This window comes from Sphingobacterium sp. HMA12 (assembly GCF_002933815.1).
Taxonomy (GTDB): domain Bacteria; phylum Bacteroidota; class Bacteroidia; order Sphingobacteriales; family Sphingobacteriaceae; genus Sphingobacterium.
Window position 1 is genome coordinate 56,457 of sequence record NZ_BEYR01000008.1, and the last position, 17,424, is coordinate 73,880.

13 protein-coding genes and 1 tRNA gene are annotated in these 17,424 nt (G+C 40.2%); 10 read left to right on the forward strand and 4 right to left on the reverse strand.

The genetic code is table 11. The features are described from left to right. Positions 1-3 precede the first annotated feature (3 nt). Positions 4-546, forward strand: coding sequence for a hypothetical protein (locus HMAT_RS25540; protein ID WP_104385673.1), 543 nt, complete (start codon positions 4-6; stop codon positions 544-546). A gap of 175 nt (positions 547-721) precedes the next feature. On the opposite strand, the gene HMAT_RS25545 is transcribed toward HMAT_RS25540, so the two are convergent. After that, the gene (locus tag HMAT_RS25545) at positions 722-3,250 is read right to left on the reverse strand and encodes a tetratricopeptide repeat protein (protein ID WP_104385766.1); all 2,529 of its coding nucleotides are present in this window, start codon (positions 3,248-3,250) and stop codon (positions 722-724) included. A gap of 344 nt (positions 3,251-3,594) precedes the next feature. Then, positions 3,595-3,668 (reverse strand) — tRNA-Pro (locus HMAT_RS25550). A gap of 342 nt (positions 3,669-4,010) precedes the next feature. Here HMAT_RS25550 and rplS point away from each other — a divergent pair. The 5 genes from rplS to HMAT_RS25575 all read left to right on the forward strand — a co-directional run bounded on the left by rplS (position 4,011) and on the right by HMAT_RS25575 (position 10,283). Beyond that, entirely contained in the window at positions 4,011-4,358 is a 348-nt protein-coding gene (gene rplS, locus HMAT_RS25555) for a 50S ribosomal protein L19 (protein ID WP_077437627.1), read from the forward strand. A gap of 337 nt (positions 4,359-4,695) precedes the next feature. Beyond that, complete coding sequence (locus HMAT_RS25560) at positions 4,696-5,781, forward strand: carbohydrate-binding family 9-like protein (RefSeq protein WP_104385674.1); 1,086 nt, start codon at positions 4,696-4,698, stop codon at positions 5,779-5,781. A 124-nt stretch (positions 5,782-5,905) separates the two neighbouring features. Then, entirely contained in the window at positions 5,906-7,516 is a 1,611-nt protein-coding gene (locus tag HMAT_RS25565) for a CTP synthase (RefSeq protein ID WP_104385675.1), read from the forward strand. Between the two features lie 39 nt (positions 7,517-7,555). After that, the gene (gene yidC, locus HMAT_RS25570) at positions 7,556-9,379 is read left to right on the forward strand and encodes a membrane protein insertase YidC (protein ID WP_104385676.1); all 1,824 of its coding nucleotides are present in this window, start codon (positions 7,556-7,558) and stop codon (positions 9,377-9,379) included. Positions 9,380-9,500: 121 nt separating this feature from the next. After that, positions 9,501-10,283 carry an META domain-containing protein gene (locus HMAT_RS25575; RefSeq protein WP_104385677.1) on the forward strand — a complete coding sequence of 261 codons (783 nt, stop codon included), beginning with the start codon at positions 9,501-9,503 and terminating at the stop codon, positions 10,281-10,283. A gap of 95 nt (positions 10,284-10,378) precedes the next feature. Here the strand turns inward: HMAT_RS25575 and HMAT_RS25580 are convergent, their stop codons facing one another. Beyond that, the gene (locus HMAT_RS25580; protein ID WP_199768769.1) at positions 10,379-11,728 is read right to left on the reverse strand and encodes an acyl-CoA dehydrogenase family protein; all 1,350 of its coding nucleotides are present in this window, start codon (positions 11,726-11,728) and stop codon (positions 10,379-10,381) included. Positions 11,729-12,071: 343 nt separating this feature from the next. On the opposite strand from HMAT_RS25580, the gene HMAT_RS25585 reads away from it, so the two are divergent. The 4 genes from HMAT_RS25585 to HMAT_RS25600 all read left to right on the forward strand — a co-directional run bounded on the left by HMAT_RS25585 (position 12,072) and on the right by HMAT_RS25600 (position 14,776). Continuing rightward, on the forward strand, positions 12,072-12,296 hold the full coding sequence (locus HMAT_RS25585; RefSeq protein WP_104385679.1) for a hypothetical protein: 225 nt from the start codon (positions 12,072-12,074) through the stop codon (positions 12,294-12,296). A 150-nt stretch (positions 12,297-12,446) separates the two neighbouring features. Then, positions 12,447-12,671, forward strand: coding sequence for a hypothetical protein (locus tag HMAT_RS25590; protein ID WP_104385680.1), 225 nt, complete (start codon positions 12,447-12,449; stop codon positions 12,669-12,671). Positions 12,672-12,799: 128 nt separating this feature from the next. Continuing rightward, positions 12,800-14,149, forward strand: a complete 1,350-nt coding sequence (gene purB / locus HMAT_RS25595) for an adenylosuccinate lyase (protein ID WP_104385681.1) — start codon at positions 12,800-12,802, stop codon at positions 14,147-14,149. Between the two features lie 72 nt (positions 14,150-14,221). Beyond that, positions 14,222-14,776: a NifU family protein gene (locus HMAT_RS25600; RefSeq protein ID WP_104385682.1), complete on the forward strand. Its 555-nt coding sequence runs from the start codon at positions 14,222-14,224 to the stop codon at positions 14,774-14,776. A 109-nt stretch (positions 14,777-14,885) separates the two neighbouring features. On the opposite strand, the gene HMAT_RS25605 is transcribed toward HMAT_RS25600, so the two are convergent. Next, a complete protein-coding gene (locus tag HMAT_RS25605; RefSeq protein ID WP_104385683.1) occupies positions 14,886-17,303 on the reverse strand; it encodes a glycoside hydrolase family 3 N-terminal domain-containing protein in 2,418 nt (805 codons plus the stop codon). Positions 17,304-17,424: the final 121 nt, after the last annotated feature.

Below are 17,424 nucleotides of genomic sequence, written 5' to 3' on the forward strand. Positions count from 1 at the left end.
CACATGACGAAGTTTACGGAATCAAAGAAAATAAAAAAAACAACGCTCAAGCGCTTTTTAAGGAAGCGCGCAATTTATTATATCCTGCCAAATGTATTCTTCAATTTCCTGGTTGCCTACGCCAGCTTTCAGGAGCTGGGATATACGCACTTTTTTGCTGGCCCACAAAGTTTGGCTCGACTGACACTACCGATGGCAATATTTTTGCCTGTTGTTCTTACAATGGATATTATCAAGCGGGTGATCGCAGCCATAGAACAGGAGTCGATCGCATTAACAGTAGACAGTGAACTGAACAGGAATAAATTTATTACGAAGTTGTGTATTATCCATGGCTTCACAACGGGTTTATTTGTATTCCTCTGTCTCCTGCTGGCACAACATAATCTGTCTACGCACTATAGGTTAAATGCAACCGCAATGGCTATTTTGGATGCGCTGCTCGCAGGTGTACTATCAATTTTATTTACTTACCTACCGATCCAGAAATTAAGAAAGCATTTATCGGAGCCATCATTAACAGTACAGCAAATAGAACAGAATTAACGTCTTGAAGTGAGAAGTTCACCTTTATAATATTACTAACTAAAAACTATGGGCTTCTTTTTTAGAATCGTAACTATTAACGTCAAGTTTTTTTTGTCTTATCAACTATTATTTTAGGATTAAACAAAAAGCGCCAACTTTCGTTAGCGCTTTTTCAATCGTCAAAAAATTGCTGTTACTTATTGTTTAATTTTTGTAAACGTTCTTTTGCTGAAGGTACAATATCATCATCTTTTTCATAATTTTCAATCACACTTTTCAACGTACTCTTGGCCTGGGAAGAATTGCCTTTACGCGCATAGGTATCTGCAAGCAATACGAAGCTCTTTGCCACCCAATATTCATGTGCCTCCCTATTATTAATCACGTCGAAGGCTGTTTCTTGCGCTTTATCGTATTCCTTATTATCATATTGCAATTGAGCCACACGGTACCGTGCCTCTGCACCTACCGCCGTTTGGCTCTTCAAAGCGGCCAGATTGAGCTCTTTCATGGCTGACGTTATATTCTTTTCCTTCAGAAAGGCCCTGCCAGTGTATAAGTGTGCCTTAGCAATTTCTTCCTCGGTTGCTCCATCGTAATCCTTTATAAACTGTACATATTTGGCCATCTGCTCCATATCGCCGAGTTCGAAATAACAGATCATCAGGTTAGTTATTGCATAGCCATAGTTCTTTTTGTATTCGGAATTTAGCTCCAATTTTTTGAGGTGCACAATAGCCTCATTGTATTCCTTTAAGTCCAGATAAAGTGCAGCCACCGTTAGCAAGGTATTCTCCGTATACTTACTTGTCCAGTCGTTCAGGATGATATTCAGATCGTGCAACGCTTCCTGCGGATGCCCGGTCTTGTACGAACTTACCCCACGAATGTAACGGGCATATTTTTCTTGTTTGGGTTTCGGAAATTTATCAAAATAGGCGTTGATTGCTTCGACAGCTGCTCCGTATTCTCCTCTAGCAAAGAGAGATTGCGCTGCTTGGAAAGCTTGGTTGTCCTGCTCTGCAGGTGTCAAATTACCAACATTGGTCCCTATCGCATAGCGGATATAGCTTGTGGCATCGCCCTGGTCGAGGTAGATGTTTTCAATGAAACGCATCGCCTGTTCGGCCTCAGCAGTCCGGGCATATTTTTCCACCACCTGTTGGAAGGTGGCTTTCGCCGCTTCGGGTTCATCGTTATTGTACTGCACGAGTCCGATGGTCATCAGCGCACGCGGCACATAGCTGCTCCGTGGATACTTCTCGATCATCCCTTGCAGCCCTGTGAGCGCGTTTTCATAATCCCCCATCGTGAAATAGGTGTAAGGGATCTCAAAGGCTGCGTCATCGGCATAGTTGGAAGATGGAAATTGTTTCAGGACGGACCGCAGGGTGCTGAGCTTGGTTTCATTGTCGCCCTGTAGGCCAAAGATAACACCGCGCTGGAAGTAGGCATAGTCCTGATTGGGCGCCTTGCCGTCGACCAGCTTGTCATAGTAGCTATTGGCCCGACCGTAATCGCGCAGGCACAGATACGAATCACCCAAACGTGCGACTACGTCATGCCTTATATTTTCATCCACCGTACTTCCTCCGGCCTTCAGAAAGCGCTCAAAATAATCGGCCGCCAGCGCAAAACGGTTATTTCGGTAGGCCGCATAAGCCAACCCATAATTGGCATAATTATAGACCTCGTTGTTTCGAGCCACAGGCAAGCTCAGAAACCGGGAGAAATTTTCCACGGCCTCCCCGAATTTACGCACTTCGTACATCGCCTCCGCTTTCCAGTAGGTTGCCAAGGCCCCCATTTCCGCATTGATCGGGAATTTTTCCGAACGCATAAACATGGATATGCTATTTTCGAAAGCACGCTCGTTATAAAATTCCAGTCCACGGTAGTAAGTTACCTTTTGATAGATCGCATCGACCTCCCGGCCTCGCTCCTTCAGCGACTCCAGCAGGCTGACCCCAGCATGGAAGTTGGTCGTCCCTCGCAGGATTTCAGCTGAGAGTGATTCGGGGCTTTCTTGTTTTTTTGCCCCCGGATCAGCCGGTTTCTCTTCCTGGGCGATATATTTCTCGAGGACTTTTTGTGCGGCTTGGGTGGAGTCCATCGCAAGAAGGACTTTGGCGTAGTTAAATAAAGCGTCGGCTTTCACTTGCCGGTCGAGATCCAGTTTCGTTGCTTTGACAAAGGCATTGCGCGCCGCCTGCTTGTCGCCCGTTTCCAGGGCAATATGACCCAAGGTCATGATCGCTCCCTGATAAAAGGCATCCGAAGGTTTTATCGATTCCAACATACCGCTCGCCCTTTTATATTCACCGGCCCCATAGGCCAGATAGCTGATCCGGTAATTGTCGATATTGTTTTGCGAAGCGTCCGGATGTCGTTTCATCAACTCATGGTAATATGCCTGTTTGTATTTTTGTCGTGCCAGATAGGTGTTGGTCGCGATCTGGCGCAGCTCCGTCTCGATTGCGTCGCGGTTGATAAGTTGCATATTCGGGCTCCGGCGCACCTTGACGGCATCAGCCAGCATCGGCCGGTAGTCGCGTACGACATCGATGGAATCCATCGTTTGAACCTGCCCTTGATCCAGTTGTTTCTTGTCTTTCTGCTGTTTCTCCACTTCCTGCGCATACCCTGTAACCAGCAAAGCCGAAAGTATCCCGGTAAACAGGCTTTTCAGGTAATTGTCGCCGATTCTCTTTTTTAATATCATTGTTCGTCCGTATTTCTGATTTTTTTCCAAACGTTCCTTTGCCGAGGAGGCAATAGTGTAATCTCCCTTAGCTAATAGAGCCAAAACTAAAGAATTCCACGCACATTGGGTAAATCGTCATGAAAAAATTGGATCCTAAAACGCAATTTATAGGTCATATCCATCTCGTTTCCGCGATCCCCTATTCCTTTGCTTGCTATCGGCAACCGAATTGACACAATAATGGAGCCAAGAAAACACTCCCCTTGAGCCTTCGGTTCGAACCTGATAGCTTGTTAAGAAGGTAGCAGGTTCTTCTCTTGTCTAGAAACAAAAAAAGCCCTAACTTTCGTTAGAGCTTTTAGTCGGGGTGGCAGGATTCGAACCTACGACCTCCACATCCCAAATGTGGCGCGATACCGGGCTACGCTACACCCCGAAAAGGTATCACCTTTGTTTTGTGTGGCACAAATATCGAATCAATTTTTGAATTTGTCAATACCTCAATGCATTTTTTATACTAAATCACTGATTGATTGACCAATATTTTTATTGATAACATCTATAATAACCATTCGCATGCCTGAAAACGTGGTCAAAGAACCTTATAAAGGATTATTAAAAATAACTTTAGATTATCCATTTCATTTTCATATCTTTGCATCCGATTTGAATAACAGTCGATAGTTTTTTCAAAAAGTATTTTCATATTCAAAAAATAAGTCGTAATATTGCATTCCGATTTTTACAGGATATAAATCGTTAATAATTACTCGAAATCATGGATTTAGTAAAATTTGTAGAAGAACAAGCGGTAGTAAGAAATGAAATTCCCGCTTTCAAAGCCGGAGATACCATCAGCGTTCATTATAAAATTCGCGAAGGAAATAAAGAGCGTGTTCAGGTGTACCAAGGTGTAGTAATCCAATTAAACAGCGAAGGTGCTAACGCTACTTTTACCGTTCGTAAAATCTCAAACGGTGTAGGTGTTGAACGTATTTTCCCTGTAAACTCACCAAACATTGAAAAAATTGTAGTAAACAGCTACGGTAAAGTTCGTCGCGCTAAATTATTCTATTTACGTGGCCTTACTGGTAAAGCTGCTCGTATTAAATCAAAAAGAATCTAATTACGACTACCACGGCATAAAAAAAGGCTTTGATGAAATTCAAAGCCTTTTTTTATTTCCCCCCACACCAACCATTTTCCTACTTAGGACAAATCTACTCCACTCCCCTTACTACTTAATGAGCAATACGGGAACCCGTGTAATAAAATTAAGACAATCGAATCTGATATCTTAAAAAGAATCACCCCCCTTTGTCTAGCTAAAACATTTTACTTACTTTTAGCGCGGCCGATCTTCCATACATAAAAATCAATGGAAATTTTAAGATTTATATAAACAGCACCACAAAGTGCGCTTACATAGATTTCTTGGTGACTAATAGACATACAATATCTTGATGAAAACTGTTTTTTTTATACTAGCTCTTACCTTACAGACGATAACCATTTTTGCACAGCGAAATATAGGTGATTTTCTCCAATTACAGTCTAAGCCAGAGACTTATTATGTCCAAAAAACTCAAAGTCCTATTGAAATTGACGGTAAAGATGACGAAATCTCCTGGGCAAAGGCAGCATGGACAAATACATTCAAAGACATAGAAGGGAGCAGCAAACCAAATCCCGCTCTCGAAACGCGTGTCAAAATGCTCTGGGATAATGAAAATCTCTATCTGTTTGCCAAATTGGAAGAACCTCATATCAATGGCTACCTCAGACAGAAAGACACCATCATCTATCATGACAATGACTTTGAGGTGTTTCTGAAACCCAACCTGCAATCTCCTGAATATATTGAAATTGAAGTCAATGCACTGAACACGATCATGGACCTCCTCATGACCAAACCTTATCGTTTTGGTGGAAAAGCGAATCTAAACTGGGACACTAAAGATATCGAAAGCGCTGTTTATCACGTTGGAACAATAAATAATCCAACCGATATCGATAATTTTTGGACTGTCGAAATGAAAATTCCGGTCAAAAGCCTAAAGTACTTTGGCGAGGGTAATCAAATCAAGGCGAATGAAGTGTGGAAGATAAATTTCTCCCGCGTACAATGGCACTATGATATCCATGAGAAAGGTTACACCAAAAGAAAAGACAATACAGGTAGGCCGCTTGCGGAAGAAAACTGGGTATGGTCACCCATTGGTCTGATCAACATGCATTATCCCGAACGATGGGGACATATCAAATTTGTGGATCAGGATAACCAACAATTCGTAGATGAACAATTTTTGGCATTAGAAAAAACCGTCTGGAATATTTTTTACCTGCAACAGATTTATGGGAATGCCAATAAGCGCTATGCAACATCTCTTGGTGAATTGAGTAAATTATACCCTGAAATTATTAATATTAGTAAGCATTATCAACTTGTCTTTTTCAATGCCAATAAGTTCTATCGCATTGAGATTAAGTCGAAATCGAAGCCCGATTTAAAGGCCACAATCGATAATAAGGGCAACATCTATTTCTAATTTATTTATTCAGTCGATCTTCAATTATAATATTGAATAAAAATTTGCTATCTTTGTATCCCGTACATAGAGCAACTATTATTGGTCGTTTTGACCACATAAAATTGAAAATCCTTTAATTGTTATGACTAAATATATTTTTGTTACGGGCGGCGTTACTTCGTCGTTAGGGAAAGGTATTATTGCAGCCTCCCTTGCTAAACTTCTCCAGGCACGTGGCTACAAAGTGACCATTCAAAAATTCGATCCTTACATTAACATTGACCCGGGAACATTGAATCCTTATGAGCATGGCGAATGTTATGTTACTGAAGATGGAGCCGAAACTGACCTTGACCTTGGCCACTATGAGCGTTTCTTAAACGTCCCTACCTCACAAGCGAATAATGTAACAACAGGTCGTATCTATCAACACGTCATCCAACAAGAGCGTGAAGGGGCATATTTAGGAAAAACCGTTCAAGTCATCCCACATATCACTGATGAGATCAAACGCCGCATGCAGCTTTTGGGTGAATCCGGTGAGTATGATATCATTATTACTGAACTTGGTGGAACTGTAGGCGATATAGAATCCCTTCCATTCGTTGAAGCTGTAAGACAGTTACGCTGGGAACTGGGGGCGAATAATTCTTTGGTTATTCACCTCACTTTGGTCCCTTATTTAGCTGCAGCCGGCGAACTTAAAACCAAGCCAACACAGCACTCGGTCAAAACATTATTGGAATATGGTGTACAACCAGATATCCTGGTATGCCGTACAGAGCATAAATTATCTCAAGAAATCCGCAAAAAATTAGCACAGTTCTGTAATGTTAACATTAATGCTGTCGTGGAATCTATCGATGCTTCGACCATCTATGATGTTCCATTATTAATGTTAAAAGAAAACCTGGATAAAACAGCCCTAACAAAGCTAAAACTTTCCAATAAAAATGAACCGGATCTAGAAAATTGGAAAAACTTCCTGGGTAAGCTCAAAAATCCAACAAGCGAGGTTTGCATTGCTCTAGTAGGAAAATATGTCGAACTTCCAGACGCTTATAAATCCATTACTGAAGGATTTATCCATGCGGGTGCAACAAATGAATGCAAAGTAAAGGTGAGTTATATCGCTGCCGAAAGTGTTACAAAAGAAAACGTCGCCGAAAAGCTAAAAGGTATGGACGGCGTATTGGTTGCCCCGGGTTTTGGTGAACGTGGTCTGGATGGTAAATTAAATGCGATCCAGTATGTACGTGAAAACAATATTCCATTCTTTGGTATTTGCCTGGGTATGCAATGCTCGGTCATTGAGTTTGGCAGAAATGTATTGGGATTAAAAGATGCCAATAGCTTTGAAATGGATGCGGACACCAGCAATCCTGTCATCAACCTGATGGAAGAGCAAAAAAACATCACCAATATGGGTGGCACAATGCGTTTAGGCGCTTACGACTGCGAAATTAAAAAAGGAACCAAGGCCTTTGCCATTTATGGAAAAACAAAAATTTCCGAAAGACATCGTCACCGTTATGAATTTAACAATGACTATTTAAAACAATATGAAGCAGCAGGAATGATCGCTTCGGGCTTCAATCCGGAGACTGGATTAGTTGAAATTGTCGAATTGAAAAACCATCCTTTTTTCGTTGCCGGACAATTTCATCCAGAATTAAAGTCAACAGTTGCAAATCCTCACCCACTTTTTGTTAGCTTTGTAGCCGCTGCTTTGGCCAACAAGAAATCAAAGTAGTATTAGAAGGATAAAATTAATTAAGTTTAATAATTAAAGATGGATAGAAATACCCTAATTGGTTTGGTCCTGATGTTTGCCATCATCACTGGTTCATTTTACCTGATGAAGCCTTCAGAATCAGAAATCAAACAAGAACAAGCGCGACAAGAGGCTAAAGCTCAGGCTGCAAAAGGACAACCTGCAACAAGTGACTCTACCGCAAAAGCTAAAACAGCGCAAACAGCAGTGATTGCAGATTCAGCTGAACTGAAAAAACCTTTTGGCGCATCAAAATTTGGAACTGAAAAAATCATTACACTTGAAAATGATGCCATCATTGCCAAAATCAGCACAAAAGGTGGTAAAGTGAAGTCAGTCGAACTCAAAGGTGAAAAGAATTTCAACGGAAAACCTTTGATACTATTTGAGGGTGAAGATAATAAGTTTGGTTTCCTCTTCAATGCAGCAGGGCAGAACGTCTCAACAAACGATTTATTCTTTAATACCGAATCTTCGGATATTCAGGTTTCCGGCCAAGGAAAACAATCAGTAAAATTCAAACTGAATTACAGTGCCGATCAATATATTGAATATGTATATTCTATTGCCGGAAAAGGTTACAATGTAGCCCTTGATGTCAATACAAAAGGTATTCAAAACCTGATCCCACAGAGTCAAAAAACATTGACATTGAACTGGAGTACAGTTCTAAGACAAAAAGAACAGAATATTGAATCTGAAAGACAAAAATCCACCCTTTATTACCAAGAAGACAGTAAAGTAGACCATTTATCAGAATCGAAAGATGATGATGAAGCACTGGAAAAGAAAGTACAATGGATTGCTTTTAAGCAACATTATTTCTCCAATATCCTAAATGCCAAAGATGGATTTGTTAACGCGAAAGTTGATGTAAAACATGCTACGGAAAGTGATGTCGTAAAATTTTACAACACCAATGCTGAGCTGGCTTTTGACAACCATAAAGACAACAATTATTCATTGAATTTCTTTTTTGGACCAAACCAATACAATGTATTGAAAGCAGAAGGCAACGATTATCAATCCATCATCAATATGGGTTGGGGACCTATGCGCTGGATCAATCAATGGATTACAGTACCGGTATTCAATTTCTTGGATGGCTTCCACATGAGCTATGGTATCGTGATTCTATTGTTGACCCTGATGTTGAAACTGATCCTTTCTCCGATGACCTACAAGTCATATGTCTCTATGGCAAAAATGCGGGTGTTAAAGCCGCAGCTGGATGAGATCAAAGCCAAAGTCGGTGAAGACAATCAGATGTTGATGCAACAGGAGCAAATGAAATTGTATAAACAGGTTGGTGTGAATCCACTCGGAGGCTGCCTACCTCTTGTGCTACAAATGCCATTTACAATTGCTTTCTTCTATTTCTTTCCAAATTTATTTGAACTGAGAGGACAGAGCTTCCTGTTTATGAAGGATATGTCAACCTATGATACCTTGTTTACATTTGCACCTATTTTTGGATCATTCAACCACATCTCTTTGATGTGTATCTTGATGACCTTAACAACACTATTGACCACTTGGTATAATAATGCGACTTCGGGCGCAACTGGTCAAATGAAATACATGGGTTATATCATGCCTTTGATTTTCTTCTTTGTCCTAAACAGCTTCCCTGCTGGTTTGAACTATTACTATTTCTTAAGTGCGTTATTTACGTTCTTAACACAGTTGGTAATCCGTTCGATGGTAAATGATGATAAAATCTTAGCCAAACTGGAGGAAAATAAAAAGAATCCAAAAGCTGAAAAAAAATCTAGTTTCCAAGCTAAAATGGAAGAGATGATGCGTGCGCAGCAACAAGCTCAACAAAACAAAAATAAATAATACAGTTTATATAGCTGATAAATAAGGCTTCCCAATGGGAAGCCTTATTTTGTTAATAGGCTTTTGTAGCGCTTTGCCAAACCAAACGTTAGAAATAATGTTTTATATAAAAATTTAAAAGATGAGATTTAGAAACGTTGTGGTATTGATGATGGCTGTTCTTGCGCTGACAGGTTGTGCAGTATTGAAAAAGAATTCAGACAAACAGGACACAGACAATACATCTGCCGCCCTTATTGGAAAAAAATGGCAATTAATAGAAATCGGAGGAAAAGCCGTTGCTGAACAGGTCAATGGCAAAGTTCCTTTTCTCAAACTGGAAGAAAAAAATTACAGTGGCAATGGTGGTTGTAACGGCATCGGAGGTGAACTTACTTTTTCTGCCAATGGAAAAATTAAGTTTGCACAGGGGATGTCGACTATGATGGCTTGCCCGGACATGTCCATTGAACAAGCGTTGTCTAAGGCATTGATCACGGCAGATAACTATACGCTTAGCAATGGTATCCTAAGTTTAAACAAAGCAAAGATGGCTCCTTTGGCAAAATTCAAACTACTTGAGGAAAAGCAAAATTTAAGCGGAACCTGGGAACTTGATTTCATCTCCGGTCCACGTATCGCTTTTGAGGGATTATATCCAAATCGTAAACCAACAATGACATTCAACAGTGTAGATGGAAAGATAAATGGAAATAGCAGTTGCAACAATTACAATGCGACATTTAAGACAGAAGGTAATCATATCAGCTTTGGGCCTATCATGTCTACGAAAATGGCTTGTGAAGGCAATGGTGAAGCGACTTTCTTTTCCACATTGGAAAAAGTAAACAGCTATGATATCAATGAAAATACACTGACTTTCATCATGGGTGATATTGCCATCATGAGGTTTCAGCGCAAATAAAAATAATTAAAAAAGATAAGGCTCTAATCATTCTGGAGCCTTATCTTTTTATTATTCGTTATACTGTTCCCTTCTCTCAAGATTGTGCAAATGCTTTAGACAAAGGCACTAAATCCCGTAATACTTCTTCCGACAATCAATGAATTGATCTCCTTAGTGCCTTCATAAGAATAAATGGCCTCTGCATCGGCAAGGAATCTAGCGACATTATATTCCAATAGGATACCATTTCCACCCATAACTTCCCGCGCTTTAGATACGATATCCCTTGTACGCAATGAACAGAAGACTTTTGCCAGTGAAGCATGTTCATCCCGTAACTGTCCCCTATCCTGAAGTTCAGACAGCCGAAAGACCAAAGTCTGCATCGCAGTTAGATTGGACAACATTTCGACCAAATGATTTTGGATCAGCTGGAAAGAAGCAATAGGTTTACCAAACTGTTTTCGTTTGCGCGTATAATCCAGTGCATTTTCATAGGCACCCCGCGCACAGCCTACAGCCATCCACGCCACTCCGGCCCGCGTCATCTGAAGGACTTTACCTGTATCTTTAAAAGAATTGGCATTTTGCAAACGATCATCTTCAGGAACAATGCAATTGTCGAGCGTAATCAGTCCGTTTTGAACGATCCGCAAGGCCATCTTATCCTTGATTTTTTCGACCGAGAACCCGGGATTATCTTTGCGGACAATGAAGCCTTTTACTTCACCATCATCCAGATCTCTAGCCCAGACAATTGTAATATCCGAAAAAGTCGAATTGCCAATCCATTTTTTCTGACCATTTAAAACCCAGCCCCCATCAGTTTTCTTACAGGTCGTTGTCAATCCACCTGCTACTCCCGACCCCACTTCGGGCTCGGTCAGGCCAAAAGCGCCGATTACTTCCATCTTTTGCATTCTCGGCAACCATTCCTGTTTTTGCGCTTCCGAACCACAGATATAGATCGATCCCATGGCCAAGCCGCTCTGTACACCAAAAAAAGTAGCAACAGAAGCATCTACACGGGCTATCTCCGCCGCTATGATACCTTCCATCAATGAACTACCGCCCATGCAGCCATACCCTTCATAGGTATATCCACAAATATTTAAAGCGGCCAGCTTTGGTACTATTTCGAAAGGGAATTCGTCTCTTAACCAATACTTATTGACAATTGGTTTTACCTCAGCTTCCATAAAATCACGCACTTTCAATTGAAGTTCACGGTCTGCCCCATTTAGCTTGCTGTCCATATCGTAGAAATCGCCATTTATAGGCGGCAATTCCTTTTTCTGCTTTCCGGCACTCAGCATTTTCATTAAACCATGAAGCTGTTTATCGTCCATTTTGGAAACCGCATCCATGACAGCGCCCAGATCTACCTTTTTCGAGATTTCCTCCAATTTGCCAAAGTCAATTGATTTTGCCAAATCCATTATATTCTTAACTTTATCAAACATAATCGCAATTTCTTTTTTAATGGTTTCCCCTTAAAATAATAAAAATAATTGAAAATTGTTTGAACCAGCAGCTAGCACAGTATGCCTTCTCCCCGTTCTTACATTATCCTATAGCCGTCCAAACAATTTCGCTGATTAAATCGTTTGCACTTATTTTCTAAGTCCCTCTTTTCAAAGTTGCAAATCATCTGTATCAAAAAGCGATAACATAATTTAAAACAGCTGACTACAAGCGTTTTAAATATTTTTAAAAAAAAGATATTTTTTTTGGGTTACCTTTTTGGGTTCCGTGTATTAAGAGATGAAAAAGAAAATATTTCAATTTAAATTAGAAAATTAGAAAATGAAAAACGCATTCAAATTAGGTTTCTTAGGTTTAGCTTTAACTGTAGCTTTCGCATCTTGTAACAACACTGAGAAAAAAGCTGAAGGTGCTGCTGATTCAGCATCTGCTTTAGTTGATTCTGCTGCTAACACTTTGGATTCAGCTGCTAATAAAGTTGACTCAGCTGCTCAAAAAGTTGATTCTGCTGCTGCTAAAGTTGATTCAGCTGCTGCTAAAAAATAATTTTAGAAACTGAATAACGTATTTGGAGAGGCTTTTCTTGCGAAAAGCCTCTCTTTTTTTTAAAATATTTAGAAACAGGGTTACCTTTTTCATTTACGTGTATTAAGTCTTAAATAACAAGATTTAGAAATTACTTTTAATTTTAATAAAATGAAAAACGCATTCAAATTAGGTTTCTTAGGATTGGCTTTAACTGTAGCCTTCGCTTCATGTGGTGAAACTGGTAAAAAATCTGACGCTGCTACTGATTCAGCTAACACTGCTTTAGATTCAGCTAATACTGCTTTAGACTCAGCTAACACTAAACTTGATTCAGCAAAAACTGCTGTTGACTCAGCTAAAACTGCTGTAGACTCAACTAAAGCTGCTCACTAATTCTCTGAAACAGAATTTCAAACAGTATAAAAAGCCTCCCGTTAACGGAGGCTTTTATTTTTATCTACCCCAATTAAATTGCTAAGCTCCAAGCATTTTTTTACCTTTGCCAAAAAATCATTCAATCTATGGCTTTATCATCCTTAACAGCAGTTACGCCTATTGACGGACGCTATTACAATAACACCAATGAACTTTCGGCTTTTTTTTCTGAATTTGCCTTAATAAAATATCGGGTACGTGTCGAAGTCGAATATTTTATTGCATTAAGTGAATCAGGAATCGCTCAACTGCAACATTTTGACAGTACACTGAACGAAAAATTAAGAGATATCTATCGCAATTTTTCGGAAGAAGATGCGATCTGGATCAAAGACACGGAAAAAGTGACCAATCATGATGTTAAAGCCGTTGAATACTTTTTAAAAGATCAATTTGAAAAATTAGGGCTACAGGATCATCTTGAATTTATTCATTTTGGTTTAACGTCTCAAGATATCAACAACACAGCCATTCCGCTTTCCTGGAAAGAGGCAATCAAAGAAAGTTATACGCCGGTCATTGATGAATTGCTCCATGAATTAAGGTCGTTGGCAACCTCGTGGTCTGACATTCCCATGCTCGCCCGCACCCACGGACAGCCTGCATCTCCGACTCGCTTAGGTAAAGAACTTTATGTTTTTATCGAACGTATTGAGCGTCAGCTCCAACTTTTACATACAGTACCTTACTCAGCAAAGTTTGGCGGGGCGACGGGTAATTTCAATGCCCACCATGTGGCCTATCCAGACACCAACTGGATTGCTTTTGGTAATAACTTTGTCAACAATATCTTAGGATTGGATCGCTCACAAACGACGACCCAAATTGAACACTATGACAACTTTGCCGCAAGCTGTGACGCCTTAAAACGAATCAATAATATTATCATTGACCTATGCCGTGATATATGGACCTATATCTCCATGGAATACTTTAAGCAAAAAATCACAGCAGGTCAGATCGGATCATCTGCAATGCCACACAAAGTCAATCCTATTGATTTTGAAAACGCAGAGGGAAATTTAGGAATTGCCAATGCAATATTGGAGCATTTGGCGGCTAAATTACCTATTTCACGTCTTCAAAGGGATCTAACGGATTCAACAGTACTACGTAATATCGGAGTTCCATTTGCACATACTTTAATTGCGGTAAAATCAACACTGAGAGGTTTGCGTAAATTGATCTTAAATGAACAAGCGCTTGCCAATGATCTTGAAAATAATTGGGCCGTTGTTGCTGAAGCGTTACAAACGATCTTGCGCAGAGAAGGCTATCCAAAACCTTACGAAGCACTGAAAGATCTAACACGTACCAATACACAGGTAACCAAAGAGACCATTGCAACGTTTGTGGACAATCTTAATGTATCTGAAGAGGTAAAAGCGGAATTAAAAGCAATCAGCCCTTCTAATTACACTGGTGTCACGTTATAAGCTTTGACTTATAGATGACCTTAACAACGCTTCTTTTGATTTATCTTTGTTTGGAATAAAAATAAAATTTAAATGGCTACTATCAACGTATATACAGAATCTACTCCCAATCCTTCAACCATGAAGTTTTTGGTCAATAAGTTATTGATCAACGGTAGTGTGGATTTTCCAAATAAAGAAGCTGCACAAGATTCACCTTTCGCACAGGAGTTGTTCAAATTCAATTTTGTAAACGGTGTCTTCTTCGCAAGCAATTTTGTGACCATTACCAAAACAGAAGATGCGGAATGGGAAGATATTGAAGCCTTATTGAAAGACTTTGTAAAAGGTGCTGTAGAATCGGAGCTTGCAGTAAAAGCTGTACATCATGATTCAGAAGTAAACTTTGAAGGCACAGATACAGAAGTAAAAATACAACAGGTACTACATGATTATGTACGGCCAGCCGTTGAACAGGATGGCGGTGCCATTCATTACAAATCCTTCAACGAAGGTATCGTAACCGTTGAATTAAAAGGATCCTGTAGTGGTTGCCCTTCATCAACGATTACGTTAAAAGCTGGTATCGAAGGTTTATTAAAACGTATGGTTCCAGGTGTGACGGAAGTTGTTGCAGAAGCAATGTAAGAACTCATACGAACCAATAGTAAAAAGAGAAAGGATTCAGCACATGTGCTGGATCCTTTCTCTTTTTACAGCGATTTGATATCTCTATTGATGCAACACAATTACATCACTAATTGACGACATCAAAAGAATCTTTCAAAGGCAGGTGAGCGGATGAATTTCCGATAAAGATTTCGAATCTCCCAGGCTCTACAGTCCATTTGTTGTATTGATCCAACAATTCGAGATGTGCTGGCAAAATTGAAAATTGAACAGACTTCTTCTCACCGGGATTTAATTCGATTTTTTCGAAACCGCGCAGATCCATTTCATAGGTTGTAACAGAGGAAACAACATCCTTGATATAAAGTTGAACAACTTCAGCACCCTTTCTTTTTCCGATATTTTGCACATCCATCGTAACAGTCAACGAGTCTGTTGGTCGCATCTGTTTTTTATTCAACCGTAAATTTGAAAATTGAAAATCGGTATAACTTAAGCCATAACCGAAAGGATAAAGGAATCCAACAACCCGACTATTTCCCCAGCCATTGGGGCCAACACCGGGTTGTCCCGCCTGTGCTGCTGGCTTTGTCGGAAAATTCATTTCGATCTGTCCAACAGATTTAGGAAAAGAAATTGGAAGCTTTCCGCTCGGATTATACTCACCAAATAGCATATCTGCCACAACATGTCCAGATTGACCACTGAGAAACCAGCTCTCCACAATGGCTGGCAGGTATTTATTTTCCCAATTGATGGACAAAGGTCGTCCATTTACGAGTACTAGAATAATAGGCTTTCCGGTTTCTTTTAACTTCATCAAATAATCACGCTGTTTACCAGGTAGATTGAGATCGGAGCGAGATCGGCTTTCACCAACTTCACGTTCTGATTCGCCCATGACGGCGATAATTAGATCTGACTCCTGCCCAAGTCGAACACCTGTGGCCATGTTTTCGACTTCCTCCCGGGACAGATCAGTTGGGATGATTTCACTTTCAGGCCAGTTTTTATCGACAACATCCACTCCTTTCGTATAGTTTACATGCAGTGCTTTGTCCTTAGCGTATGCTATAATACCATCCTTAATGGTTGTTATTGGATTATTTGATGGACCATAGCGACTTGTCGTGTAATTTGTTGCCTCGGCCATGGGTCCTGTGACCAAAATCCGTTTGTATTTATTGATATCAATAGGAAGGAGATCCTGTTCATTTTTTAGCAAAACAATGGATTCCCTGTTCACCTGCAGAGAAATATTTTCGTCGGCTTGGGTATGGACTTTCTGATCCGCTAAGTTGATCTTATCGACAAGCGGATGATCAAATAGTCCCAGTTTAAACTTGACCGTCAGTACTTCTCGAACACGTTGATTCAATACATTCATATCGAGCCCGCCTTCGTTGATAAGTTCCATCAGGGGAATCAGATAAGTATTCGGCGGATCGAAATTCGTCCGGACATTAAGTCCACCTTCCAATGCTTGGCGTATCGCGTCTTTATAATCTGGGGCAACATGATGTTTATTGCTAATAAATTCGAGCGCTTCGCTATCGGAAACGATATAACCTTCAAATCCATAATCCTTTCGCAACAAATCTTGCAGGAAATATTTACTTGAGGATACTGGAACACCATCATAGTCGTTGTAACTGCTCATGATCCCCAGCGGCTTGGCCTCTTTAACTACTCTCTTAAAAGGATATAAATGGAGTTCATGCATTTCACGAAAACCAACATGCGGATCTGTCCGCGCGTTTCCATCCCGCCCGCCTTTAGGTACGGAATAAACGGCATAATGTTTTAGGGTTGAAGCAATGCCGTTTTGCTGGATACCCAATACCGCCTGTTTCCCCATTTCTGCAATATGAAAGGGATTTTCACCATAAGTTTCCACTACCCGCCCCCATCGCGGATCTCGAGAAACATCGAGGATAGGTGCGTAAACATTGGTATATCCTAAGTATTTCGCTTCTCTTCCGACGATCTCACCAGCCGTTCTAACCAATCTTGTATTCCAGGTACTTCCGATATTGATTGGGGCCGGTAAAGGTGTTGCCCGATCGTGGTTTAGACCATGTATACCTTCATTCGTAAAATCAACAGGGATGCCCAGGCGAGTATGTTCAATAAACCACTTTTGCACATTATTCAAAGCGACAGCATGACGACTGAAGGGATAAGAAAAGGAACTTTTTGCGGACTTATTATAGGCTAAGCTGTTTAACATTTCATCAATATTGGCCAATCCATGTTTCCATATTTCATTGTCCCAAGCTGCAGTAGGCTGTTCATCCTTCAAAACTCGTCCATACCCATATAGGGTAACGGTTTGATTGGCTTTTTCCTGGGTTGTCATCTGGCTCAATAAATCATTGACACGACTCGCTATAGATTGTTTGGAATCCTCATAGACATCCTTTTTACCGTTTTTATTAAAGTCGATCCAATCTTTATGATAAATGGATTTATCCTGAGCGAAAGAATAGAATTGTAATGTGGACAATACAGCAACAAGCAAGATGTGTTTGGAATGATTGGGCATTATCTTGAAAATTGTGGGTTTTATAATTAAAAGCAAGATACAAAAAAAGTCAACATTAAAAAGTTAAAAGTTGAAATGGGGAGAGTTCACAGGTTGGAGGCTTATCAAAATAAAGAAATTC

Excerpts from the sequence above, each read along its gene's own strand:
- HMAT_RS25540 (WP_104385673.1), top strand. The coding sequence starts at position 4 with ATGACGAAGTTTACGGAATCAAAGAAAATAAAAAAAACAACGCTCAAG.
- HMAT_RS25545 (WP_104385766.1), bottom strand. The coding sequence starts at position 3,250 with ATGATATTAAAAAAGAGAATCGGCGACAATTACCTGAAAAGCCTGTTT.
- rplS (WP_077437627.1), top strand. The coding sequence starts at position 4,011 with ATGGATTTAGTAAAATTTGTAGAAGAACAAGCGGTAGTAAGAAATGAA.
- HMAT_RS25560 (WP_104385674.1), top strand. The coding sequence starts at position 4,696 with ATGAAAACTGTTTTTTTTATACTAGCTCTTACCTTACAGACGATAACC.
- HMAT_RS25565 (WP_104385675.1), top strand. The coding sequence starts at position 5,906 with ATGACTAAATATATTTTTGTTACGGGCGGCGTTACTTCGTCGTTAGGG.
- yidC (WP_104385676.1), top strand. The coding sequence starts at position 7,556 with ATGGATAGAAATACCCTAATTGGTTTGGTCCTGATGTTTGCCATCATC.
- HMAT_RS25575 (WP_104385677.1), top strand. The coding sequence starts at position 9,501 with ATGAGATTTAGAAACGTTGTGGTATTGATGATGGCTGTTCTTGCGCTG.
- HMAT_RS25580 (WP_199768769.1), bottom strand. The coding sequence starts at position 11,728 with ATGTTTGATAAAGTTAAGAATATAATGGATTTGGCAAAATCAATTGAC.
- HMAT_RS25585 (WP_104385679.1), top strand. The coding sequence starts at position 12,072 with ATGAAAAACGCATTCAAATTAGGTTTCTTAGGTTTAGCTTTAACTGTA.
- HMAT_RS25590 (WP_104385680.1), top strand. The coding sequence starts at position 12,447 with ATGAAAAACGCATTCAAATTAGGTTTCTTAGGATTGGCTTTAACTGTA.
- purB (WP_104385681.1), top strand. The coding sequence starts at position 12,800 with ATGGCTTTATCATCCTTAACAGCAGTTACGCCTATTGACGGACGCTAT.
- HMAT_RS25600 (WP_104385682.1), top strand. The coding sequence starts at position 14,222 with ATGGCTACTATCAACGTATATACAGAATCTACTCCCAATCCTTCAACC.
- HMAT_RS25605 (WP_104385683.1), bottom strand. The coding sequence starts at position 17,303 with ATGCCCAATCATTCCAAACACATCTTGCTTGTTGCTGTATTGTCCACA.